Below are 22,874 nucleotides of genomic sequence, written 5' to 3' on the forward strand. Positions count from 1 at the left end.
AGTCTATAAAATAAAAAAGTTCGCCAGCAATTGCTGGCGAACTTTTTTATTTTATACGGAAACTAATTGATTTTTATGATCCCATCAGCGTAAGTACTAATTTACGCGAACCACCGTGATTACGATGCTCACATAAATAGATGCCCTGCCATGTTCCCAGGTTTAATCTACCATTTGTTACTGGGATTTGAACCGAAGTACCCATAAGTGACGCTTTAATATGTGCCGGCATATCGTCTGATCCTTCAAAAGTATGGCGGTAATATGGCTGATCTTCAGGAACCATTTTATTAATATGACTTTCAAAATCATCTCTTACTGTAGGATCTGCATTTTCATTTATCGTTAATCCTGCAGAAGTATGTTTTATAAACGCCTGAAAAATTCCCTGCTGAATTTCACCAATCTCAGGAAACTGATCTTCAATTTCATTTGTCACTAAATGAAATCCACGGGATTTAGGTTGTAATGCTATTTGTTTTTGAAATGTCTTCATTTTACCAATCTTTCTTTTTATAATTTAAATACGCCAAAACCAAACTTAAAACGCCAATAACTATAATTAAACAACCATTCAGGATGGCATCTAACACAATAGTGTTAGATAAATACAGTACTTCTATAAGAATTAAAACCACCATAAATACTGTAAGTATTCTAAGTATAAAAAGTTTAGTTTTCATGTTTTTTTCTTCTTCTTTTTAGCTGCAGGAAATAAAACATTATTCAGTATTAATCGATAGCCGGGTGAATTTGGATGTAATTCTAGCTCGGTTTTTGGATCTCCTACCCTATGCTGATAATCTTCTGGATCGTGCCCGCCATAAAACGTAAAAAAACCTTTGCCTTTTACGCCATGAATATATCGTGCTTCCCCATTTACTTTATTTTCTCCCATTACCAGCACATTGGCTTTTATATTCTCTGGATTATAGGCTGTAGTTTGCCCCATAAATCCCTTTACTAATCTTGTATGGTTTTGGGTTAGCATGGTAGGAATTACATCCCATTTAGCCGAATAATCCATTAGCGTAAAATAATCTTTCTCCATTGGCACGGCTCGCTTAGACGTCATATCTATAGACGAAAACTCGTAAACCATAGGACTTCGCTCCAGAATAAAATCGGTAAATGCAAAGGTTGTATTGAAATCTAATTTCGATTGATAGCCAGGATCACTTGGATCTCCGTCGAACATCGGCTCGGCAATATCTGTATTTTCAGCTGCCAGTGAGATATCAAAACTATCTGTTGCGCTACACATCGCAAACATAAAGCCACCGCCGACTACATAATCTCTAATCTTTAAAGCTACAGCTAATTTTTCGTTTGAAACTTTATCATAACCAAGATTTGAAGCCAAAGCTTCTGCATTTTTTTTATCCTCAATATACCAGGGAGTAGTTCTGTAAGCTCGATAGAATTTCCCGTATTGTCCCGTAAAATCTTCGTGATGAAGATGCAGCCAATCGTATAAAATTAGCGCATCATTTAAAACTTCGGTATCATAAATAGTTTCATACGGAATTTCAGCATACGTAAGTGCCATCGTTACTGCATCGTCCCAGGGCTTGTTCCCTTTTGGAGAATACACCGCAATTTTTGGCGCTTTTTCTAAAATTACGCTTTCCATATTTTTAGAAGGACTCGAAATTTCATCTAATATCGACTTCGCATCATTATCGGTTAAAATTTCAAAAGAAACACCTCGAATCTTACATTCTCGCTCTAAGCTTTCTTCAGCTTCAAAAAGAAAAGAGCCACCACGATAATTTAATAACCATTGAGCTTTGATCTGATTTTCTAGCGCGAAATATGTAATTCCGTAGGCTTTTAAATGATTTTCCTGGGCTTCTGGATCCATTGGCACCAGAATTTTATTGGCAAAACCGGAAAAACCTAAAAAGAAAAAGACAGTAAAAAGCAAAGCTGCTTTAAACTGTCTTTCGTTATTTTTTAAAGTATTTCTGAATTTAGAAAGGAACGTCACTATCATCATCCTGATTAAAATCATTCATAGAACTTCCAAAAGCTTCATCTGCACTTGGACTTGGAAGATTTGAGCTTCCAGACTCGTTATCATCACCATCGTTCATTTTAGAATGAAATTCGAAAGGAGAATCAAAGTCTTCTAAGTTATCAAATTTACCAAGATGACCAATAAATTTAAGACGGATATTTTCTAAACCACCGTTACGGTGTTTTGCAACGATAAATTCACCTTGTCCTTCAGTTGGAGAACGTTCTTCATCATCCCATTCTTCAATTTTGTAATATTCTGGGCGGTAAATGAACGATACAATATCAGCATCCTGCTCGATCGCACCAGATTCCCTAAGATCTGAAAGTAATGGCCTTTTACTACCTCCACGAGTTTCTACAGCACGCGATAGCTGAGAAAGTGCAATTACCGGTACATTTAATTCTTTTGCCAGCGCTTTAAGGTTTCGTGAGATTGTCGAGATTTCCTGTTCACGGTTTCCTCCTTTTTGCGTTCCTCCGGCCGTCATTAACTGAAGGTAATCGATCACGATCAGTTTAATACCGAATTGCGATGCTAAACGACGTGCTTTTGCTCTAAGGTCGAAAATCGATAAAGACGGTGTATCATCTATAAAAAGTGGTGCTTTTTCAAGGTCTTTTACCTTCACATTAAGCTGTTCCCACTCGTGTTTTTCTAGATTCCCTGTTCTTAATTTTTCTGAAGAAAGCCCAGTTTCCGAAGAAATTAAACGCGTAATCAACTGTACCGAAGACATCTCTAGAGAGAAAAAAGCCACCGGTATTCCCTGGCCAACCGCAATGTTTCGTGCCATCGATAAGGTTAATGCGGTTTTACCCATACCAGGACGCGCTGCAACGATAATCAAATCTGAAGGCTGCCATCCTGAAGTTAGCTCATCTAATTTATCGAATCCTGAAGGAACACCACTTAATCCTTCTCGATTTGATATGTCCTGAATTCGTGCCTTTGCTTGAATAACCAAACTTTGGGCAGATTCGGTTGATTTTTTAATATTACCCTGGGTAACCTCGTATAATTTTGCTTCAGCCGAATCTAAAAGATCGAAAACATCTACACTTTCATCGTAGGCTTCTTCGATAATTTCCGCAGAAATTTTTATCAAACTACGCTGAATATATTTTTGAAGAATAATCCTTGCGTGAAACTCGATATGCGCAGAAGATGATACTCTTTGTGTTAGCTGGATAAGGTAATAATCACCACCGGCTTTTTCGAAGTTCCCATCTTTCTTAAGTTGATTGGAAACCGTTAATAAGTCGATCGCCTCGGTATTTTCAAAAAGCTTGAAAATAGCTTCATAGATAAGCTTGTGCGAATTTTTATAAAACGCATCAGGGTGTAAGATATCAATAATTTCGTCTACCCCCTTTTTATCGATCATCATCGCACCAAGCACAACCTCCTCTAAATCAACAGCCTGCGGAGGTATCTTTCCTTTTTCCAGACTAATGACATTAGAATTTTGTTTGTTATATGCAGGTGATGTTGCGATTTTTTCCATAGCACGAATGTAACCAATTTGTTAACTAGCTCTTAAAAAAACAGAGATTTCTAGTTCACTAATAATAAACAATTTGGTTGTTGAAAACTTTATTTTTTTGTTGATAAGGCCAAAAAAATCCGAAACATAGGTTTCGGATTTCCGTTATATCGTATGATTTAGAACGGATTAATCTTTATAGACTCCCATATCTAAATATTTATCCATTCTAGAACTTATCAAATCTTCCTTTGATAAGTTTTTAAGCTCTTCAAAAGATTTTAAAATAGATTTTTCCACAGCTTTAAAGGTTCCTTCTCGATCGCTATGTGCTCCACCAAGTGGCTCTTTTACGATCTCGTCGATAAGCTTTTGTTTCTTCATATCTTCAGCAGTAAGCTTTAAAGCTTCAGCAGCGGTCTCTTTATATTCCCAGCTTCTCCATAAGATCGAAGAACAGGATTCTGGAGAGATCACAGAATACCAGGTATTCTCTAACATTAATACCTTATTTCCTACACCTATTCCTAAAGCACCACCACTGGCACCTTCACCAATAATTACCACAATAATTGGTACGCTAAGGCGAGTCATTTCCATAATGTTACGAGCGATCGCTTCACCTTGTCCTCTTTCCTCGGCCTCTAGTCCTGGGTAAGCTCCCGGAGTATCTACAAAACAAACTACAGGAAGATTAAATTTCTCTGCAGATTTCATTAAACGTAAAGCCTTGCGATATCCTTCTGGATTTGCCATCCCAAAGTTACGGTACTGGCGTGTTTTAGTGTTGAATCCTTTTTGTTGACCAACGAACATAAAACTTTGATCACCAATTTTTCCAAGACCACCAATCATGGCTTTATCGTCTTTTACACTACGATCCCCGTGTAATTCTAAAAATGTATCACCGCAAATCGCATTTATGTAATCGAGCGTGTAGGGACGGTTAGGATGTCTGGACAACTGTACGCGTTGCCATGCAGTAAGATTTTTGTAAATCTCTTTTTTCTTCTCCTTAAGTTTTTTCTCGATCTGTTTACAGGTGGCAGTTACATCGACTTCGCTTTCTTCCCCAATATTACAGGCGCGATCGTACTGCTCTTCCAGTTCTTTAATCGGTAATTCAAAGTCTAAATATTCCATAAGTAGCTATGGTTGTTTTTATTTGAGCCTACAAATATAACAAACTTTAAATCGAAGAATTAAAGCGAAAGCTCAATAATTTTTATTAACGTTTTGCTTTTAACAATAAAAAGACGGCCAGGATACCAAATGATATATTTGGGATCCATACTGCTAGTAGCGGCGAAAAGGTTGATTGCTCGGCAATTGTACCAAAAACCTTATCGAAAAATATAAAAATAAAGGCCAGCGAAATTCCTACAGCCAAATTAACTCCCATTCCTCCGCGACGCTTCATCGAGGAAACTGCAACTGCAATAATGGTAAGAATAAATGCTGAAACCGGAATGCTTACACGTTTATAAGCTGCTACCAGATACATGTTCATATTCCCAGATCCACGGCGACTTTCTTTTTCTATAAATTCGTTTAATTCTGAAAAACTTAAAGTTTCAGCGATATAAGTCTCTGGAGTTAATTCATCAAATTCGAAAGGTAGAATTGTATCTAATCTTGTTTCTTTACTAATTTCATCCCCAAACTCACCTACAACCCTTCTATCGACATTCGATAAAGTGTAGGTAGAATCTTCAGTATTAAATTTTAACCTGGAAGCACTAATCTTGAATTTAAGTTCATTGCCTTCAAAATGCTCTAAGGTGAAATTACTAGCTGTATGTGTTTTTGGTCTAAAATGACTGGCATAAATAACCTCATTATCATTTACCTGGCGATATACATCTTTAGTTTCCTGAGTTTCGTGGCCTCTTTTTAAATATTCGTACTTAAATTCATTAAAACCTTTACTCGCTTTAGGCGCTAAGAACATACTTAATCCTAATGCAGCGATACAAACGATCGTTGCACCAATTATATAAGGCCTTAAAAATCGATAAAATGAAACGCCACTACTTAAAAATGCAATAACCTCTGTATTATTAGCCAGTTTAGATGTGAACCAAATTATAGAGAGGAAAAGAAAAAGCGGAAATAAAAGATTAGCGAAATAGATTGTAAAATTTAGATAGTACTCGGCTACCTCAACAAAAGGAACTTCATTTTCTAAAATCTTATCGATTTTTTCAGCAAGATTAACTGTAATCCCAATAGGAATAAACAGCAACAACATCATACTGAAGGTTCCTAAATAGCGCTTTAAAATGTACCAGTCTAAAATTTTCAAACTACGATTTTTTTATAGTCTTTTATCCATTTGCTTCACCATCATATCTTTCCAGGTTCTAAAATCTCCTGCTAAAATATGCTTTCTTGCTTCGCGTACCAACCAAAGATAAAATCCGAGGTTATGTATGGTTGCAATTTGCTTGCCAAGCATTTCATTAACGGTAAATAAATGACGAACGTATGCTTTTGAATATTGCGTATCTACAAAGGTGATTCCCATATCATCAATTGGCGAAAAATCGTCTGCCCATTTTTTGTTTTTGATATTAATCGTTCCATGAGCGGTAAAAAGCATTCCGTTTCTTGCGTTTCGGGTAGGCATTACACAATCGAACATATCGATACCAAGTGCGATATTTTCTAAAATATTAATAGGAGTTCCTACTCCCATAAGATATCGTGGTTTATCTTCAGGAAGAATTTCAGTAACCACCTCGGTCATTGCATACATCTCTTCTGCGGGTTCACCTACAGATAAGCCTCCTATTGCATTTCCTTCAGCATTACGAGAAGCAATATATTCCGCAGATTGTCTTCGTAGATCTTTATACGTACTTCCCTGAACAATTGGAAATAAGGTTTGATCGTATCCATAAAGTGGTGGCGTATCAGCAAAATGTTTTATACAACGATCTAACCAACGATGCGTCATATGCATCGATCTCTTAGCATAATTGTAATCGCAGGGATACGGCGTACATTCATCAAAGGCCATAATAATATCTGCACCTATTTCGCGCTGAATTTCCATTACATTCTCTGGAGTAAAAACGTGATAAGAACCATCGATATGAGATTTGAACTTTACGCCCTCTTCTTTAATTTTTCTTCTACCAGAAAGGGAATACACCTGGTAACCTCCACTATCGGTAAGGATGTTACGATCCCAGTTCATAAATTTATGAAGACCGCCTGCCTTTTTTAAAATCTCGGTTTTAGGTCTTAAATAAAGATGATAGGTATTTCCTAAAATAATATCTGGATCTATTTCCTGTTTAAGCTCGGTTTGATGCACTCCTTTTACAGAAGCCACGGTCCCAACCGGCATAAAAATAGGAGTTTCTATTACTCCGTGATCTGTAGTTATCTTACCGGCCCGGGCTTTACTGGCAGGATCTGTCTTTAAAAGTTCAAATTCCATATAAAAATTTCATGGCTGCAAAGATACTTAACATTATTGCAAATTAAAGTATTAAGATATTCCAAAAATAAAGTGTAACTTTAACACTTATATGAAATACTCACTCCTTTTCGTTTTGAGAAAGCATATTATTAGCTTATTTTAGCATTAAATATTCACAACAATAACTATATAATGGCAAACATTGAAGAATTAAAAAGTTTTGCTACCCAAGTACGCAGGGATATCGTAAGACAAGTTCATAAAGTTAGCTCTGGACACCCTGGAGGTTCTCTTGGTTGTACAGAATTTTTTGTAGCACTTTATCAGGAAATCATGGATCACGATCCTAGTTTTAATATGGACGGAAAAGGAGAAGATATCTTCTTCCTTTCTAACGGTCATATTTCTCCTGTGTTTTATAGTGTACTTGCTCGTAGCGGATACTTTCCTGTTGAAGAATTAGGAACATTTAGAATGATCGATTCTCGCTTGCAAGGACACCCAACAACTCACGAAGGTCTTCCAGGAATACGAATTGCTTCTGGATCTTTAGGTCAGGGAATGTCTGTAGCTTTAGGTGCTGCGCAGGCTAAAAAATTAAATAAAGATAGCAAACTGGTTTATACACTTCATGGTGATGGTGAATTACAGGAAGGACAAAATTGGGAAGCTATTATGTATGCTGGTGCTAAAGGAGTAGATAATATTATATCTACTGTAGATGTAAACGGCCAGCAGATCGATGGTAGTACAGATACTGTACTTCACATGGGAGATCTAAAAGCTAAATTCGAAGCTTTTGGATGGGACGTTTTAGAAATTGCAGAAGGAAACGACATAGAAAAAGTAATCGAAGGAATAAACGAAGCTAAAGAGCACACTGGTAAAGGAAAACCTGTTTGTGTTCTTATGACAACCGTAATGGGTAACGGCGTAGACTTTATGATGCACACACACGAATGGCATGGTAAAGCTCCAAACGACGAACAACTAGAAAGTGCGCTTGCACAAAATCCCGAAACTTTAGGCGATTACTAAAACTCTTTTCCAAAAAAGAATACAATGAAAAAATACACTTATACTGAAAAACAAGATACAAGAAGTGGTTTTGGTGCAGGGCTTGCTGAGCTTGGTAAAACCAATGATAAAGTTGTAGCACTATGTGCCGATCTTACTCCTTCTTTAAAAATGGCCGACTTTATTGAAGCTAACCCAGACCGTTTTTTCCAAACGGGTATTGCAGAAGCAAACATGATGGGAATGGCTGCAGGATTAACTATAGGAGGCTATATTCCTTATACTGGTACATTCGCCAATTTCGCTACAGGTCGTGTTTACGATCAAATTAGACAGTCTATCGCCTATTCTGGGAAAAACGTAAAAATTTGTGCTTCTCACGCAGGCTTAACGCTGGGAGAAGATGGTGCTACTCACCAGATCCTAGAAGACATTGGACTTATGAAAATGTTACCGGGAATGACAGTGATCAATCCTTGTGACTACAACCAAACAAAAGCAGCAACAATTGCAATTGCAGAGCATGAAGGACCTGTTTACTTACGTTTTGGACGTCCAAAAGTACCAATATTCACTCCGGTAGATCAAAAATTTGAAATTGGTAAAGCTATTATGCTGAATGAAGGTACCGATGTCACTATCATCGCTACAGGTCACTTAGTATGGGAAGCTATAAAAGCCGGTGAAGCTTTAGAAGAAAAAGGAATTAGTGCTGAAATTATCAATATTCACACGATTAAGCCTTTAGATGAAGAAGCAATCGTAAAATCTGTAAAGAAAACTGGTTGTGTTGTTTCTGCTGAAGAACATAACTTCCTTGGAGGTCTAGGAGAAAGTGTTTCCAGAACTTTATCTGAGCACTATCCAGCTCCACAAGAATTTGTGGCTACCAAAGATACTTTTGGTGAAAGTGGTACTCCAGACCAGCTTATGGAAAAATACGGACTTAATGCTGAAGCCATTGTAGCAGCTTCAGAAAAAGTTATCAAACGTAAATAAAAGCTTAAAAAGCGTTAAACACTGTAAAATAAAGCCTTTTAAAGTCAATTTAAAAGGCTTTGTTATTTTTAGCTAAAATTTTAGAATGTAATTTGCGTTTAATAGCTAACTAATAATTTATATCATGAAAAAAGTTCTAATCATTTTACTATGCTTAGCCTCTACCGGATTATGGGCGCAATCTACCGAGTTTGGTATTAAAGGAGGTTTAAATTATGGATCTACAGGAGATATTGATGGCTTTCAGGACGCCGTAGATGATTTTCCAGACATTACAGAAGGAGAATCAAAAGCAGGATACCACTTTGGTATCTATACTAAATTTGGAATCTCTGCTGTTTTTATACAACCTGAGCTTGTATATACTAAACTGACTACAGATTATGGTGCGTTTGAGTACAACCTGGATAAAATCGACTTGCCCGTTTTATTAGGAGTAGACATTCTTGGTCCTCTTAATATTAAAGCAGGTCCTTCTTTTCAGTATATCACCAATAACGAAATAGATAATGATAGGTTTGAAATTAGCGACGTAGAGAATGATATTTCAGTAGGATATCAATTAGGCGCTGGTTTAAATTTAGGAAGTTTAGGGATCGATGTACGATACGAAGGAGCCTTTACAGAGAACACCGCTTTTAACGAAACTGCTAGCGATAATTTCAATATAGACTCCAGGCCTTCACAATGGATCTTGAGTTTATCCCTTGCTCTTTAAAAAACCAAATACCCCAAAACCAAAAAAGCTCCTTTTCAAGGAGCTTTTTCTCTGTACTTATTTAAAAATTATTCTTCTACAGGCTCAAAAGAATCTGCATCTAAATAATTAGGAGTTCCGTTATTGTTGGTGTCCGGGAACGTTAAACTACCATCGGCATTAATAATAATTTCCTGGCGTGTTGGTAATCCATCACCATCATCATCTGTATCTGAATGATCTGGTAGACCATCGCCGTCAGAGTCATCATCAAATAAACTTCCGTCACCATCTATATCTTCCATCCAACTTGGGATACCGTCTCCATCATGATCTGCTTCGTTTACATTCAACAAATGAAATGTAAAAATTAATGGACTATATCCATAACCAGGACTAGTACCATTAAAATATCCCAATCCAGATGGTGCAAATAAAGCACCTATTCCGTAATCATTAGACCATTCTACCGTATTATCTGGGTTAACGCTATAATTTGAAGCTCCTCTAAACTCGATCAATGCCTGTTGAAAGGCTTCTACAACACCACCTCTTCTTACTAAGCTACCATCGCTTTGAATACCAACAAATCCTTCAAGATCAAACCAAACTGGTGAGTTAATACTATTGTCAAAAACTTCAGCATTAATTAATTCTCCCTTATATCTTACATAAGTAGAATCTGAAAAGTGTGGTTGCTCTCCAGCTCCTTCTCTAACCTCTAACAGGTAAAGATTGTAATCTAATTCAGTTTCGTTAGCCTGATAGGTAACTGTTTTTGTTGAAAAATTTGGGGATTCCCAAATAGAGACTTTATCACTATTCTCACCAGCAATGGTATCAAAAACGATATTATAATCGAAATCTGCTGCTGGATTTTCAAATTCTTCGTAATTATAAAAGTGAGTTTGTAAATACTCTACAAGACTATCATCATCGGCCGTTCTTTGCTCCTGCTCGTCCCTTAATTCTATCGGATCTACTGTACCGTCGTCATCGTCGTCACAACTCGTAAAAATAAGGCCGGTCAAAGCAATTCCGGCTAAAAAATATTTGTTCAATCGCATTGTCTCGTTTTTTAAGGGCGCAAGATACAATAATCTTGTATTTTTGTTTATGATTATAGAACAGTTTTAAGGACCATTTATTATGAGAGTTGATAAATTTTTATGGAGTGTGCGGTACTTTAAAACCCGAAGCATTGCTACGAATGCCTGCAAGCAGGGTAAAGTAAAAATGAGCGGTAGTAACATGAAGCCTTCAAAAGAAATTTTTCCTGGGGACAGGCTAGTAGTTAGAAAGAATCAAATAGACTATCAGTTAGAGGTATTAGACCTTCCTCCCAGCCGGGTGGGTGCCAAGCTTGTGAGTATTTACGTTCAGGACCATACCCCGAAAGAAGCTTTTGAGAAATTAGATCTTCTAAAATATTCAAAAGATTATTACCGTAAAAAAGGTACCGGAAGACCTACAAAAAAAGATCGCCGAGATATCGAAGATTGGTTTGATAATGCCAGCGATTCTGAAAATAAAGATCAAAACACTTAATAGAACTTAGATGAAAGAAAAGGTTCAAATTTTAAATCACGCTGAAATTGCTCAAAAAACCAAGCGAATCGCATTTCAGATCTACGAAAATAATATTAACGAAGAAGAAATCGTACTGGCAGGTATCGCTAGGAAAGGTTTTAAATTAGCGAAGAGAATCCAAACCGAATTAGAAAGGATCTCTCCGCTAAAAATCATTCTTTGTGAGGTGAAGATCGATAAGAAAAGTCCACTAAGTGAAATCACTACTTCTATCCCTTCACAGGACTATAGCGAAAAATCCATAGTTTTAGTGGACGACGTATTAAACTCTGGCACCACTCTAATCTACGGAGTACGCCATTTCTTAGACGTACCATTAAAACAATTTAAAACTGCGGTACTTGTAGACCGTAATCACAAAAAATATCCCGTAAAAGCCGATTTTAAAGGTATTTCTCTTTCTACTTCTTTAAATGAAATGGTAAAGATCACTTTTGAAGAAGGAAATGACAGAGCCGAGCTTATTTAATCAAGTTTAGATTTTATTTTTTCCACGATCGCTGTGGGTGTAGCCCCATCTACATCCACAATGATGTTGGATTGATTGTAATAAAAAGCTCTTTCAAACAAGTGCTTTCTAATAAATTCTTCTAATTGCTCTTTAGTATCTAAATGGCTAATCACCGGGCGATGCACTTTTTCTAAGAACAACCTACTGGTTAATTCTTCTACCGAAGCTTTTAAGTAAACAGTTTTATTATTTTCATCTGCCTTTAAAAGCTCAAAATTATTTCCGTAGCATGGAGTTCCGCCTCCAAGAGACACGATCATGTTATCGTTTTTATCCAAAATATCTTTTAAAACCTGATTTTCTAATTTTCTAAAATATAATTCTCCTTTTTTTTGAAAAATTTCATGGATGCTTCTTCCTTCCATCAATTCTATCTGATCGTCCATATCTACCAAAGGATAATCCATTGATTCAGAAAGTTTTTTACCTATAAGAGACTTCCCAGACCCCATGTAACCATTCAGGAAAATTTTCATATCGTAGCCGTTTTTTTCGAGTTAATTTCTACTGAAAGCAAATTTAATTTAAAATAAGCTTGAAAAATAAAAAATTGATTATATATTTGCACCCGCATTCGCAAAACGATGGATGCTTATTTAATGATCTGGTAGCTCAGTTGGTAGAGCATCTCCCTTTTAAGGAGAGGGTCCTGGGTTCGAGCCCCAGCCAGATCACTTTTTTGTTCTTATTTTTATTAAATATAAATTTGATCTGGTAGCTCAGTTGGTAGAGCATCTCCCTTTTAAGGAGAGGGTCCTGGGTTCGAGCCCCAGCCAGATCACTTTTTTATTTAGAGTTTCTCAAACTCATTTTTTAGCCCGTTTATTGCGGCGCATTTGCCCAGGTGCTGGAATTGGTAGACAGGCATGGTTGAGGGCCATGTGTCCATTAGGGCGTATGGGTTCGACTCCCATCCTGGGCACTCAAACACTTTTCTTTTTCTTCATTATTTTTATTCAAATTAATTTAAATAGATATTAAAGCTGATTCTTTTTATAGATTTCAGAAAAAATACTCTTTAAAATTCAACAATATTAGCAAGTATTTTAAACTTGATGATATTATGGTGAAACCGAGATTTTTACGCTTCAGCTATAAAAGTTATGAGGTAATGCAAAGCTACAGCATAGCTCGAATTTTGTTGAGTGAAGTCATTTATACAACTCAGCTATCCGTTTTGACGGTTCAGTAAAAGAATTATAAATTTTATTCTATTTATATCCACCTTTAAATCAAATTCTTTAGAGATGCCACACGATATAATTGGATGGACACATACTATCTTCGCCTTAATAGCATTAATTACTGGAAGCCTAATATTAATTAATCCAAAAGGATCTTTATTTCATATAAGAACAGGAACAATTTATATTATCTCCATGATCATAGTATGCGCATCGGCGTTTCTAATATACCGCGTTCACAAAACCTTTGGAATTCTTCATTTTTTCGCGATTATCAATACAGCAACTTTGATTATGGGAATGACACCTATGTATATAAAGAATTTTAAACAACCTATCGTATCTCATTTATCCTGGATGTACTGGTCTGTCATTGGACTTTATTGCGCATTTGCAGCAGAACTTTTTACACGTTTACCTATAATTCTAAATATCAAAAACAACTATGGTGTTTTCTATTTACTTGTTGGCCTATCTACTGGTATAGTTGGCATGACCGGAAGTTGGTTTTTTAAAAAGAAGAAGAGCTATTGGGAGGTTAAATTTAGCAAGCCACAAAATAAATTGAATGATAACTAAAAAGAGTAGTCATAAAATAGCTAATATCTACTTTTGAATTAAAAGCCGTTAATAGTTGAAAAACCAACCTGTTGCATCAGACGCATATTTTCAAACATAGTATCAGGAAATCTCCATATAGCAACCCTTCAGAATTCTAAATCCCCAACGTAAAAGGCTTATCTATTTGCTCATTTTTAATTTTGTTTAATTAATTAACCACTAGATTAAACATTTTAACTTTTTCCTATGGAAATTACAGATTCTATTTCTTTAGATTTGTTTAGCATCATAGGATTATATGAAATTAATTAAACAAAACTTCAGCATAAAAGATCTCGAGAATCTTAGTGGTATTAAAGCTCACACCATAAGAATGTGGGAAAAGCGATACAATATTCTAAAGCCAGAGCGTACAGAAACTAATATTAGAATGTACGATAGCTCGAGCCTTCAAAAAATTTTGAACATCGCATTTCTTAACGAAAACGGTTATAAGATCTCTCGAATTTCTAAACTTAGCGAACAAGAAATTACCGCAATGGTTCATCGCATTACCTCTAGCATTAGCGAAGAGAATAGAGCTATCAATCAATTTAAGATGGCAATGATGAATTTCGACGAAGCACTTTTTGATAAAACATACAAAGCTTTGATCGAGAAAAAGAACTTCAAGCAGATCTTTAACGATATTTTCCTGCCGCTTCTAAATGAAGTTGGAATGCTATGGCAAACCGATACCATAAAACCTATACACGAGCATTATATTGTAGATCTAATAAAACAGAAATTATACCTTAATCTGGTTGAAATTAAAAGTTCGAAAACACCTACTAAGGATGATCTATTCATTCTATTTCTACCAGAAAATGAAATCCACGATATAGGAATTCTATATATTCAATACATACTTTTAAATGAAGGTTACCAAACCATCTTTTTAGGACCAAGCTTACCGCTTTCTAATATGAAGTTTTTATTAGAACGATATCCTAATGTTCGATTTTTGAGTTATTGTACCATCGCTCCTATCAACATGCCAGAATTTATTGAAGAATATCAGGAAATAATATGTGATGGACGCCAGTACGAATTAAATCTTTTTGGTCACAAAGCGAATACCATTAAAGATTCTCCATTACCAGAAAATATAAAAGTATATCGCGACTTAAATAATTTTATAAAGACGATTTAAAATGAAGCAAAAAATTAGCATTATAGGATCTGGATTTGCTTCGTTAGCAGCATCCTGTTACCTGGCTAAAGAAGGTTACGATATCACCATTTACGAAAAGAATGCCGAGGTTGGCGGCAGAGCGAGACAACTAAAAAAAGAAGGATTTACTTTTGATATTGGCCCAACCTGGTATTGGATGCCCGATGTTTTTGAGCGCTTTTTTGCCGATTTTGGTAAAAAACCAGAGGATTTTTATAAGCTGGTGAAACTAGATCCTGCTTATCGCGTTTACTTCGAGAAGGGTTATTACATAAGTATTGAAGACAGCCTGGATAAGATTTATGCTGCTTTTGAAAAAGAAGAACCAGGAAGCTCGAAACCTTTAAAGAAATTTATAAAAGAAGCTCAGGAAAACTATGACATCGCTATCAAAGATGTAGTATATCGCCCGGGCGTTTCTCCGCTAGAACTTGTAACCCCGCAAACCGCTGCAAGGATTGGTCAGTTTTTTAGTACGATTTCAAAAAAGGTTAGAAAAGAATTCAGCAATGAGAATTTAATCAAGATTCTTGAATTTCCGGTACTTTTTTTAGGAGCAAAACCAACCGCTACTCCGTCCTTTTATAGTTTTATGAATTATGCTGATTTTGGTCTTGGTACCTGGCATCCAAAAGGCGGAATGTACGAAGTTATTAGAGGTATTCAATCCTTAGCCGAAAGCCTGGGAGTTAAAATAAAAACAAACAGCAATGTTTCTAAGATTGAAGTGGAAAATGGGACTGCAAAAGGTCTCTATGCGAACGATGAATTTATAGCCAGCGATATCGTGCTTAGTGGCGCAGATTATCACCACAGCGAACAATTACTTCCGCAAAAGCATCGTCAATATTCAGAGAAATATTGGGAAAGCAGAACTTTTGCTCCTTCTTCTCTCCTTTTTTATGTTGGTTTTGATAAAAAATTAAAAGATACCGTGCATCACAGTTTATTCTTTGATACGGACTTTGATGTGCACGCTCAAAATATTTACGATACCCCACAGTGGCCAGAAAACCCGCTTTTCTACGCCAGTTTCCCTTCAGTAACCGATAATAATGTCGCTCCTGAAGGCAACGAAGCAGGGATTTTCTTAATTCCGCTTGCCCCAGACATCGAAGATACTCCAGAACTTAGAAATAAGTATTTCGAAAAAATCATTACCAGATTCGAGAATATCACCAATCAAAGTGTTAAAAATAATATTATATTTAAAGAGTCCTTTTGTGTGAACGATTTTAAAGAAGCTTATAATTCTTACAAAGGCAATGCATACGGACTCGCAAACACACTGCTTCAAACAGCTTTTTTACGACCTAAGCTTAAAAGCAAGAAAGTAAAGAATTTATTTTTTGCAGGACAGTTAACGGTACCTGGCCCGGGAGTTCCACCATCATTGATCTCGGGAAAATTAACCGCCGGGCTAATTACAAAAAACAAAATTTAGTGCTATGAAATCTATTTTTGACGTTGTTTCGAGAACGTGCAGTAAAGAAGTTACCAATGCTTACAGTACTTCTTTCTCTTCTGCAACAAAAATGCTAGCTCCAAGCATACGGCAGGATATCTATAACATTTACGGCTTTGTGCGATTTGCAGATGAAATCGTAGACAGTTTTCACGATTACGATAAAGAAAAATTATTCAATGATTTCGAGATCGATCTTTACAAAGCCCTAGAGGATAAAATTAGTTTAAATCCTATTCTAAACGCATTTCAGGAAACGGTACATAAATACAACATCGATCAAGATTTGTATGTTGCCTTCATGAAAAGCATGCGCTTAGATCTTCACAAATCAGATTACCTTACCATCAATGAATACAAAGAATATATCTACGGAAGTGCAGATGTTGTAGGTCTTATGTGTTTAAAGGTATTTGTAAAAGGCGATCAAAAAAAGTACGACGAGCTTAAAGAATCTGCCATGAGTTTGGGCTCGGCTTTTCAAAAAGTAAATTTTCTTAGAGATCTTAAAGCCGATTTTGAAGATTTAAACCGAAGTTATTTCCCAAACACTAATCTGGATCAACTAGACGAAGCCAGTAAAAAACGTATTATTGCAGAAATTGAAGAGGATTTTAGAAAAGGCTTAAACGGAATTATACACTTACCGGTTGAAGCTAAATTTGGAGTTTACACAGCTTATATCTATTACAAAAAACTACTTTACAAATTAAAACAAACGCCATCTTTAGAAATTAAGAAAAAGCGAATTAGAGTATCAGATTATCAAAAAGCAGGATTACTTGCAAAATCTTATATCTCTTGCCGCCTTAATCTTATATAATTTGTAAATTTAGACTATGACTACAATTCTTTGGATCGCTATATTTTTAGCCACCTTCGTTGGTATGGAAGGTATGGCCTGGTTTACACATAAATATATTATGCATGGTTTTTTATGGAGCCTGCATAAAGATCATCATCAAAAAGATCACAGCAGCTGGTGGGAGCGTAACGATCTGTTTTTTGTTTTTTACGCTGCCGTAAGTATTGGTTGCTTTCTTTTATGGCGATACGAAAATGTTTGGTTCACGTTACCTATTGGTCTTGGAATTTTAGCTTATGGAATCGCTTATTTTAGCGTTCATGATATCTTTATACATCAGCGTTTCAAGATCTTTAGAAATGCAAATAGCACCTACGCAAAAGGAATTAGAAGAGCGCATAAAATGCACCACAAACATATTGGTAAAGAAGATGGCGAAAACTTTGGGATGCTATTTGTTCCTTTTAAATACTTCAAAAAATCTAAGTAAATATCCCGTATGCTAGGCCCTGTTTATTTTTATGTGATTGTTGGGGGCGGCCTTGCAGGACTTCAATTGGCCTTGCGTCTAAAAGACGATGTCTTTTTTAAAGGGAAGAAAATGGCCATTATCGACCCTTCTTTTAATATTTCTAAAGATAAAACCTGGTGCTTCTGGGAACAAGAGAAAGGACGCTGGGATTCTTTAATTTCTGCGGAATGGAAAACTGGAAAATTTATATCTACTACTGCTGAAGAAGATTTAGATTTAAAGCCCTATTCCTATAAAATGCTGACTTCAGAAAAGTTCTTCGAATATGCTTTAGCTGAAATTCGTAAATCTGAAGACTTTTTTTTAATTGAAGACGAAATTTCAAACATCGATCCCGTGACAATGAAAGCTGTAGGGAGAAAGAAAACCTACAACGCTACACATTTCTTTGATAGCAGAATCCCTTCAGAATATTACGAAACTCAGGATTACACAAAGATCTATCAACATTTTAAAGGTTATCACGTAAAAACTGAAACACCTGTTTTTGATCCAGGTCAATTTACGATGATGGATTTTAGACTGACTTATAAAAATAGTACTAGTTTTACCTATATTTTACCATTTTCAGCAACTGAAGCGCTTGTAGAATATACGTTTTTCACTCCTTTTCTTACTGAAGAAGAAATTTATGATGAGCAGATGAAAAAATATCTTTCAGAATACTTGAATATAGATACTTACGAGGTTTTAAATGAAGAGAAAGGAAATATACCAATGACAGATTTTCCTTTCGAAAAAAATAATAACTTCAAAATCACCAAAATCGGTACAGGTGGTGGTTGGGTAAAAGGTTCTACAGGATATTCTTTCAAGCATACAGAAAAAAAGATCACAAAGATCATCGAAAACATCAAATCTGGATACGAACCTTCAAAAGATCTCTTCCGAAGTAAATATAAATTTTATGACGCTATTTTCTTAGATGTTTTAGCTCGTAGAAATGAAAAAGGAGAGCAAATATTCAGCAAATTTTATCAGAAAAATTCAGTTGAAGCGATTTTTGCTTATCTGGACGAAGAAACAAAATTTACTGAAGATCTAAAGATCATGTTTAGCCTTTTTGATCCAGAATTTATTGTTTCTTTCTTTAGAAAATTCCGCCTCTAATCCGCCAAAAGCTCCTCCAAGGTATTTCTAAAGCCAGTGCTATTCCAATCGGCCGCACCTTCTTTTTTAATCACGATTCGTCCATTCTTGTCAATCAGATAAGAAGTTGGTAGCTTATACCCTTCTAAAGGATCTGGATAGTTAGTTTTCATACGATAAACCGGTAGCTCATATCCTTTAGCATTCATAAAACCCTGGCTGGTTTCGAATTCTTCTCCGCTTATAAAAAGAAAAACCATACGATCTTTATAATCCTGATAAACTTCGTTCAAACTGGGCATTTCTGCAATACACGGCGGGCACCATGTAGCCCAGTAATTTATTAAAATTACTTTGTTCTTAAATTGTCGAAAATCGACTTCTTTTTTAAAACGATCTTCTAAGATCCAATTATAAGATTCGATCTCAGGTCGTTCTTCTTCATCGGTAACACTTGGATTCGAAGCTATAATTTTATTAAAAACAATGGCGATTGGTTTTCGGGTTTGCGGCATCACCATCGCGATAATAATCACTACCAAAATGATATTGGTCCATTGATTTTTAAAAAGCTTTTTCATACCAGGCAATTTTTCAGCAAAAATAATTGAATCTATTTTATCGGCATAGGATTTATGTTGAAGTATAGACTGTACTAAAAACAAAAAACTCTCGCCCAAAGCGAGAGTTTTTAAAATCATCTATATAAATCTTAATTAAGCAGCGTTTTGCTTTTTGATTAAGTTTAATGCTGAACCATGCTTATACCATTCGATTTGTGGCTGGTTGTAAGTATGTTCAGCTTTGATTGTATCTTTAGAACCATCTGCATGAACTATTTCAATTGTAAGATCTTTATCTGGAGCAAACTCCTCTAGATCTATAAAGTTGAAGGTGTCATCTTCCTGAATTAGATCGTAATCTTCTTCATTTTTGAAAGTAAGTCCTAACATACCTTGTTTCTTAAGGTTAGTTTCGTGAATACGAGCAAAAGATTTTACTAGTACAACTTTAACACCTAAATGACGAGGCTCCATAGCAGCATGCTCACGAGACGATCCTTCACCGTAATTGTGATCACCTACTACTACCGTTGGAATTCCTTCTTTTTTATACTCTCTTTGTACCGCCGGCACGCCATCATACTCCCCGGTGATTTGGCTTTTTACAAAGTTAGATTTCTTATTAAATGCATTAATTGCCCCGATAAGACAGTTATTGGAAATGTTATCTAAGTGACCACGGTAACGTAACCAAGGACCAGCCATAGAAATATGGTCTGTAGTACATTTACCCCATGCTTTTATAAGAAGTTTTGCTCCTGTAAGGTTTTTGCCATCCCAAGGCTCAAAAGGTGTAAGTAATTGTAAACGCTCGCTATCTTCAGCAACTTTTACTTCTACGTCACTACCATCTTCCTTAGGTGCTACATAACCAGCATCTTCTACAGCAAAACCTTTTGTTGGAAGCTCGATACCTTGCGGCTCATCTAACATAACTTCCTCTCCATTTTCGTTGATCAATTTATCACGAGTTGGATCGAAATCTAAACGACCAGAAATTGCGATTGCAGCAACCATCTCTGGAGAACCAACAAAAGCGTGAGTATTTGGATTCCCATCTGCACGCTTAGAGAAGTTACGGTTAAAAGAATGCACGATAGTGTTTTTCTCTTCACCTTTACGGTCACTACGATCCCACTGACCGATACATGGCCCACAGGCATTTGTAAATACAGTCGCATCTAGATCTTCAAAGATTTGAAGTAATCCATCACGCTCTGCAGTAAATCTAATTTGCTCAGATCCTGGATTAATTCCGAAATCTGATTTTGATTTTATTTTCTTATCAACGGCTTGTTTGGCAATTGAAGCTGCACGGGTAAGATCTTCGTAAGAAGAGTTAGTACAAGAACCAATTAATCCCCAATCTACATTGATTGGCCAGTCGTTTTCTTTAGCTTTCTCTCCCATTTCAGAAATTGGAGTCGCAAGATCTGGCGTAAATGGTCCATTTAAATGAGGTTTTAATTCTGAAAGGTTGATCTCGATAACTTCGTCGAAATAAGTTTCAGGATTAGCGTAAACCTCGTCATCACCGGTTAAGTGTTCTTTAACCGCGTTAGCAGCTTCAGCAACATCCTCACGGTTAGTCGCTTTTAAGTAACGCTCCATAGACTCGTCATAACCAAAAGTTGAAGTGGTTGCACCAACCTCAGCTCCCATGTTACAGATCGTACCTTTACCAGTACAAGACATAGAACGAGCACCTTCACCAAAATATTCGATAATTGCACCAGTACCACCTTTTACAGTCAAGATACCTGCAACCTTAAGAATCACATCTTTTGGTGCTGTCCATCCAGAAAGTTTACCAGTTAATTTAACACCGATAAGCTTAGGGAATTTAAGTTCCCAGGGCATACCTGCCATTACATCTACAGCATCGGCTCCACCAACACCAATAGCTACCATACCTAAACCACCTGCATTTACAGTGTGAGAATCGGTACCAATCATCATTCCTCCTGGGAATGCATAATTTTCTAATACTACCTGGTGAATGATCCCGGCTCCCGGTTTCCAGAAACCAATTCCGTATTTATTAGAAACAGATTCTAAGAAATCGAAAACTTCGCTACTAGATTTGTTGGCACTTTGAAGATCGATTGCAGCTCCCATTTTCGCCTGGATAAGGTGATCACAGTGTACTGTAGTAGGAACGGCTACTTTCTTTTTACCAGCCTGCATAAATTGCAATAAAGCCATTTGCGCAGTCGCATCCTGACAAGCAATTCTATCTGGAGAGAATTCTACGTAGTCTTTCGCTCTCTCGTAAGCTGTAGTTGCTTCACCATCCCATAAGTGAGAGTAAAGAATTTTTTCTGCAAGTGTTAAAGGTCTACCAACAACGTCACGTGCTTTTGTAACACGATCTGCCATCTGGTCGTACACCTTTTTGATCATATCAATATCGTATGCCATCGTTTTAAGAGTTTTTGTTCTAAAAAAGTCCGACAAAAATAAGAAATTTAAGCGGATTTTGAAAATGAAAAGCGCTTCTAAAAGGTTTGAGTAAAAGGCTTTCCGAAGGTTGAGAGCTCAAAAAATTATTCAAGAATATCTATTTTCAAACCAACTAAAAAGCAAGGTTCGCAATTTTAGAAGGTAATTTATAAGAATTCGATAAACAAATAAGAAAATCGAGTGCTATTGGTTTTATTTATAGCCATTCTTAATTATCTATAATGCAAAAAATAGGAAGAATTGAAAGCTAGGCTACTTCCACTGAAAAATGTCAATGTAAAAACTGGATTATTAAAGAAGTTCCTTAATTAAAGTTTCTATGGTAAGACCTTCAGCCTCGGCTTTGTAGTTTTTGATAATTCGGTGACGCAAAATACCTATCGCTACCGCCTGAACATTTTCTTTATCTGGAGAGAATTTCCCGTTTACTGCAGCATGAGTTTTTGCCGCAAGAATAAGATTTTGTGATGCTCTTGGACCAGCGCCCCAATCCAGATAATTCTTTACAAGCTCTGGAGCTGCTTCTGAATTTGGCCTTGTTTTACCAACCAGTTTTACAGCATATTCGATCACATTATTAGCAACCGGCATTTTTCTAATTACCTGCTGAATTTCGCTAATTTCAGCTGAAGTAAATAGAGATTGTACATCGTACTGCTTATCTGTAGTAGTATTTTTAACCACGTTCACTTCTTCCTCGAAAGTTGGATATTCCAGGTTTATGGCAAACATAAAACGGTCTAACTGTGCTTCAGGCAACGGATAGGTTCCCTCTTGTTCTATCGGGTTTTGCGTAGCCAATACAAAATAAGGTGAATCTAAATGATAACGATGCCCTGCAACGGTTACAGATTTTTCCTGCATTGCTTCTAAAAGAGCCGCCTGGGTTTTTGGTGGAGTACGATTGATCTCGTCTGCCAGTAAAATATTGGTAAACACCGGCCCCTTTATAAACTGAAATTCGCGCTTTTCGTTAAGAATTTCAGACCCCAGTATATCACTGGGCATTAGATCTGGTGTAAACTGAATGCGTTTAAAATCGAGTCCAAGCGCTTTTGAAATGGTATTTACCATTAAGGTTTTTGCCAAACCAGGAACCCCTATTAACAAAGAATGCCCTCCGGAAAATACGGAGAGCAGTATTTGATCTATTACTTTTTCCTGACCTACAATTACTTTGCTTATTTCACTTTTTAAGCTTTTATGCTTTGCTACAAAATTCTCTAGTAATCTAACGTCAGACATTCAG

General features: G+C 36.3%; 22 protein-coding genes and 3 tRNA genes. 14 read left to right on the forward strand and 11 right to left on the reverse strand.

Annotated features, from left to right (window positions below):
* Window positions 1-73: 73 nt before the first annotated feature.
* The 6 genes from INR75_RS19235 to tgt form a co-directional block, all read right to left on the reverse strand.
* On the reverse strand, window positions 74-496 hold the full coding sequence (locus INR75_RS19235; RefSeq protein WP_223090093.1) for a secondary thiamine-phosphate synthase enzyme YjbQ: 423 nt from the start codon (window positions 494-496) through the stop codon (window positions 74-76).
* 183 nt (window positions 497-679) lie between these two features.
* Entirely contained in the window at window positions 680-1,996 is a 1,317-nt protein-coding gene (locus INR75_RS19240; RefSeq protein WP_370629912.1) for an asparagine synthetase B, read from the reverse strand.
* Window positions 1,974-3,527, reverse strand: a complete 1,554-nt coding sequence (gene dnaB / locus INR75_RS19245; protein WP_223090094.1) for a replicative DNA helicase — start codon at window positions 3,525-3,527, stop codon at window positions 1,974-1,976. Before dnaB ends, INR75_RS19240 begins: the two co-directional genes overlap by 23 nt.
* A 168-nt stretch (window positions 3,528-3,695) precedes the next feature.
* Window positions 3,696-4,649, reverse strand: coding sequence for an acetyl-CoA carboxylase carboxyltransferase subunit alpha (locus INR75_RS19250; protein ID WP_092543383.1), 954 nt, complete (start codon window positions 4,647-4,649; stop codon window positions 3,696-3,698).
* Between the two features lie 85 nt (window positions 4,650-4,734).
* Complete coding sequence (locus INR75_RS19255; RefSeq protein WP_092543385.1) at window positions 4,735-5,811, reverse strand: LptF/LptG family permease; 1,077 nt, start codon at window positions 5,809-5,811, stop codon at window positions 4,735-4,737.
* Between the two features lie 12 nt (window positions 5,812-5,823).
* Window positions 5,824-6,954 carry a tRNA guanosine(34) transglycosylase Tgt gene (gene tgt, locus INR75_RS19260; protein ID WP_223090095.1) on the reverse strand — a complete coding sequence of 377 codons (1,131 nt, stop codon included), beginning with the start codon at window positions 6,952-6,954 and terminating at the stop codon, window positions 5,824-5,826.
* A 174-nt stretch (window positions 6,955-7,128) separates the two neighbouring features.
* Here tgt and INR75_RS19265 point away from each other — a divergent pair, with 174 nt between their 5' ends.
* The 3 genes from INR75_RS19265 (at window position 7,129) to INR75_RS19275 (ending at window position 9,670) form a co-directional block, all read left to right on the forward strand.
* Complete coding sequence (locus INR75_RS19265) at window positions 7,129-7,974, forward strand: transketolase (RefSeq protein ID WP_223090096.1); 846 nt, start codon at window positions 7,129-7,131, stop codon at window positions 7,972-7,974.
* A gap of 24 nt (window positions 7,975-7,998) precedes the next feature.
* Window positions 7,999-8,952 carry a transketolase family protein gene (locus INR75_RS19270; protein WP_223090097.1) on the forward strand — a complete coding sequence of 318 codons (954 nt, stop codon included), beginning with the start codon at window positions 7,999-8,001 and terminating at the stop codon, window positions 8,950-8,952.
* Between the two features lie 124 nt (window positions 8,953-9,076).
* Window positions 9,077-9,670, forward strand: a complete 594-nt coding sequence (locus INR75_RS19275; protein ID WP_223090098.1) for an outer membrane beta-barrel protein — start codon at window positions 9,077-9,079, stop codon at window positions 9,668-9,670.
* Window positions 9,671-9,738: 68 nt separating this feature from the next.
* Here INR75_RS19275 and INR75_RS19280 read toward each other — a convergent pair whose 3' ends face one another.
* Window positions 9,739-10,716 (reverse strand): FKBP-type peptidyl-prolyl cis-trans isomerase, encoded by a 978-nt coding sequence (locus tag INR75_RS19280; RefSeq protein WP_223090099.1) that lies wholly within the window; start codon window positions 10,714-10,716, stop codon window positions 9,739-9,741.
* A gap of 82 nt (window positions 10,717-10,798) precedes the next feature.
* On the opposite strand from INR75_RS19280, the gene INR75_RS19285 reads away from it, so the two are divergent.
* Both INR75_RS19285 and INR75_RS19290 read left to right on the forward strand, forming a co-directional pair.
* A complete protein-coding gene (locus INR75_RS19285; RefSeq protein WP_223090100.1) occupies window positions 10,799-11,197 on the forward strand; it encodes an RNA-binding S4 domain-containing protein in 399 nt (132 codons plus the stop codon).
* A gap of 10 nt (window positions 11,198-11,207) precedes the next feature.
* Window positions 11,208-11,708, forward strand: a complete 501-nt coding sequence (locus INR75_RS19290; protein ID WP_092543397.1) for a phosphoribosyltransferase family protein — start codon at window positions 11,208-11,210, stop codon at window positions 11,706-11,708.
* Here the strand turns inward: INR75_RS19290 and INR75_RS19295 are convergent.
* Window positions 11,705-12,226 carry a shikimate kinase gene (locus INR75_RS19295; RefSeq protein WP_223090101.1) on the reverse strand — a complete coding sequence of 174 codons (522 nt, stop codon included), beginning with the start codon at window positions 12,224-12,226 and terminating at the stop codon, window positions 11,705-11,707. The two genes, INR75_RS19290 and INR75_RS19295, sit on opposite strands and share 4 nt — an antisense overlap.
* 125 nt (window positions 12,227-12,351) lie before the next feature.
* Here INR75_RS19295 and INR75_RS19300 point away from each other — a divergent pair.
* The 9 genes from INR75_RS19300 to INR75_RS19340 all read left to right on the forward strand — a co-directional run bounded on the left by INR75_RS19300 (window position 12,352) and on the right by INR75_RS19340 (window position 18,620).
* Window positions 12,352-12,424, forward strand: a tRNA-Lys gene (locus tag INR75_RS19300).
* 34 nt (window positions 12,425-12,458) lie between these two features.
* Window positions 12,459-12,531, forward strand: a tRNA-Lys gene (locus tag INR75_RS19305).
* 57 nt (window positions 12,532-12,588) lie between these two features.
* Window positions 12,589-12,672 (forward strand) — tRNA-Leu (locus INR75_RS19310).
* 325 nt (window positions 12,673-12,997) lie between these two features.
* Entirely contained in the window at window positions 12,998-13,513 is a 516-nt protein-coding gene (locus INR75_RS19315) for a hypothetical protein (protein ID WP_223090102.1), read from the forward strand.
* Window positions 13,514-13,793: 280 nt separating this feature from the next.
* Complete coding sequence (locus INR75_RS19320; protein WP_223090103.1) at window positions 13,794-14,687, forward strand: MerR family transcriptional regulator; 894 nt, start codon at window positions 13,794-13,796, stop codon at window positions 14,685-14,687.
* Window position 14,688: 1 nt separating this feature from the next.
* Window positions 14,689-16,152 carry an NAD(P)/FAD-dependent oxidoreductase gene (locus INR75_RS19325; RefSeq protein WP_223090104.1) on the forward strand — a complete coding sequence of 488 codons (1,464 nt, stop codon included), beginning with the start codon at window positions 14,689-14,691 and terminating at the stop codon, window positions 16,150-16,152.
* Between the two features lie 4 nt (window positions 16,153-16,156).
* Entirely contained in the window at window positions 16,157-16,996 is an 840-nt protein-coding gene (locus tag INR75_RS19330) for a phytoene/squalene synthase family protein (protein ID WP_223090105.1), read from the forward strand.
* Between the two features lie 16 nt (window positions 16,997-17,012).
* The gene (locus INR75_RS19335) at window positions 17,013-17,468 is read left to right on the forward strand and encodes a sterol desaturase family protein (protein ID WP_092543409.1); all 456 of its coding nucleotides are present in this window, start codon (window positions 17,013-17,015) and stop codon (window positions 17,466-17,468) included.
* 9 nt (window positions 17,469-17,477) lie between these two features.
* Window positions 17,478-18,620, forward strand: coding sequence for a lycopene cyclase family protein (locus tag INR75_RS19340; RefSeq protein WP_223090106.1), 1,143 nt, complete (start codon window positions 17,478-17,480; stop codon window positions 18,618-18,620).
* Here INR75_RS19340 and INR75_RS19345 read toward each other — a convergent pair.
* From INR75_RS19345 to INR75_RS19355, 3 genes are all read right to left on the reverse strand, one after another.
* Window positions 18,617-19,300 carry a TlpA disulfide reductase family protein gene (locus INR75_RS19345; RefSeq protein ID WP_255584594.1) on the reverse strand — a complete coding sequence of 228 codons (684 nt, stop codon included), beginning with the start codon at window positions 19,298-19,300 and terminating at the stop codon, window positions 18,617-18,619. The genes INR75_RS19340 and INR75_RS19345 overlap by 4 nt on opposite strands.
* A gap of 15 nt (window positions 19,301-19,315) precedes the next feature.
* Window positions 19,316-21,583: an aconitate hydratase gene (locus tag INR75_RS19350; protein WP_223090107.1), complete on the reverse strand. Its 2,268-nt coding sequence runs from the start codon at window positions 21,581-21,583 to the stop codon at window positions 19,316-19,318.
* A 333-nt stretch (window positions 21,584-21,916) separates the two neighbouring features.
* Entirely contained in the window at window positions 21,917-22,870 is a 954-nt protein-coding gene (locus INR75_RS19355) for a MoxR family ATPase (RefSeq protein ID WP_223090108.1), read from the reverse strand.
* Window positions 22,871-22,874 lie beyond the last annotated feature (4 nt).

It is taken from the genome of Zunongwangia sp. SCSIO 43204, from assembly GCF_019904275.1.
Classification (GTDB): Bacteria; Bacteroidota; Bacteroidia; order Flavobacteriales; family Flavobacteriaceae; genus Zunongwangia; species Zunongwangia mangrovi.

Excerpts from the sequence above, each read along its gene's own strand:
- tgt (WP_223090095.1), bottom strand. The coding sequence starts at position 6,954 with ATGGAATTTGAACTTTTAAAGACAGATCCTGCCAGTAAAGCCCGGGCC.
- INR75_RS19240 (WP_370629912.1), bottom strand. The coding sequence starts at position 1,996 with ATGATAGTGACGTTCCTTTCTAAATTCAGAAATACTTTAAAAAATAAC.
- INR75_RS19280 (WP_223090099.1), bottom strand. The coding sequence starts at position 10,716 with ATGCGATTGAACAAATATTTTTTAGCCGGAATTGCTTTGACCGGCCTT.
- INR75_RS19250 (WP_092543383.1), bottom strand. The coding sequence starts at position 4,649 with ATGGAATATTTAGACTTTGAATTACCGATTAAAGAACTGGAAGAGCAG.
- INR75_RS19295 (WP_223090101.1), bottom strand. The coding sequence starts at position 12,226 with ATGAAAATTTTCCTGAATGGTTACATGGGGTCTGGGAAGTCTCTTATA.
- INR75_RS19355 (WP_223090108.1), bottom strand. The coding sequence starts at position 22,870 with ATGTCTGACGTTAGATTACTAGAGAATTTTGTAGCAAAGCATAAAAGC.
- INR75_RS19265 (WP_223090096.1), top strand. The coding sequence starts at position 7,129 with ATGGCAAACATTGAAGAATTAAAAAGTTTTGCTACCCAAGTACGCAGG.
- INR75_RS19335 (WP_092543409.1), top strand. The coding sequence starts at position 17,013 with ATGACTACAATTCTTTGGATCGCTATATTTTTAGCCACCTTCGTTGGT.
- INR75_RS19235 (WP_223090093.1), bottom strand. The coding sequence starts at position 496 with ATGAAGACATTTCAAAAACAAATAGCATTACAACCTAAATCCCGTGGA.
- INR75_RS19290 (WP_092543397.1), top strand. The coding sequence starts at position 11,208 with ATGAAAGAAAAGGTTCAAATTTTAAATCACGCTGAAATTGCTCAAAAA.
- INR75_RS19315 (WP_223090102.1), top strand. The coding sequence starts at position 12,998 with ATGCCACACGATATAATTGGATGGACACATACTATCTTCGCCTTAATA.
- INR75_RS19270 (WP_223090097.1), top strand. The coding sequence starts at position 7,999 with ATGAAAAAATACACTTATACTGAAAAACAAGATACAAGAAGTGGTTTT.
- dnaB (WP_223090094.1), bottom strand. The coding sequence starts at position 3,527 with ATGGAAAAAATCGCAACATCACCTGCATATAACAAACAAAATTCTAAT.
- INR75_RS19320 (WP_223090103.1), top strand. The coding sequence starts at position 13,794 with ATGAAATTAATTAAACAAAACTTCAGCATAAAAGATCTCGAGAATCTT.
- INR75_RS19285 (WP_223090100.1), top strand. The coding sequence starts at position 10,799 with ATGAGAGTTGATAAATTTTTATGGAGTGTGCGGTACTTTAAAACCCGA.
- INR75_RS19345 (WP_255584594.1), bottom strand. The coding sequence starts at position 19,300 with ATGATTTTAAAAACTCTCGCTTTGGGCGAGAGTTTTTTGTTTTTAGTA.
- INR75_RS19275 (WP_223090098.1), top strand. The coding sequence starts at position 9,077 with ATGAAAAAAGTTCTAATCATTTTACTATGCTTAGCCTCTACCGGATTA.
- INR75_RS19340 (WP_223090106.1), top strand. The coding sequence starts at position 17,478 with ATGCTAGGCCCTGTTTATTTTTATGTGATTGTTGGGGGCGGCCTTGCA.
- INR75_RS19325 (WP_223090104.1), top strand. The coding sequence starts at position 14,689 with ATGAAGCAAAAAATTAGCATTATAGGATCTGGATTTGCTTCGTTAGCA.
- INR75_RS19350 (WP_223090107.1), bottom strand. The coding sequence starts at position 21,583 with ATGGCATACGATATTGATATGATCAAAAAGGTGTACGACCAGATGGCA.
- INR75_RS19330 (WP_223090105.1), top strand. The coding sequence starts at position 16,157 with ATGAAATCTATTTTTGACGTTGTTTCGAGAACGTGCAGTAAAGAAGTT.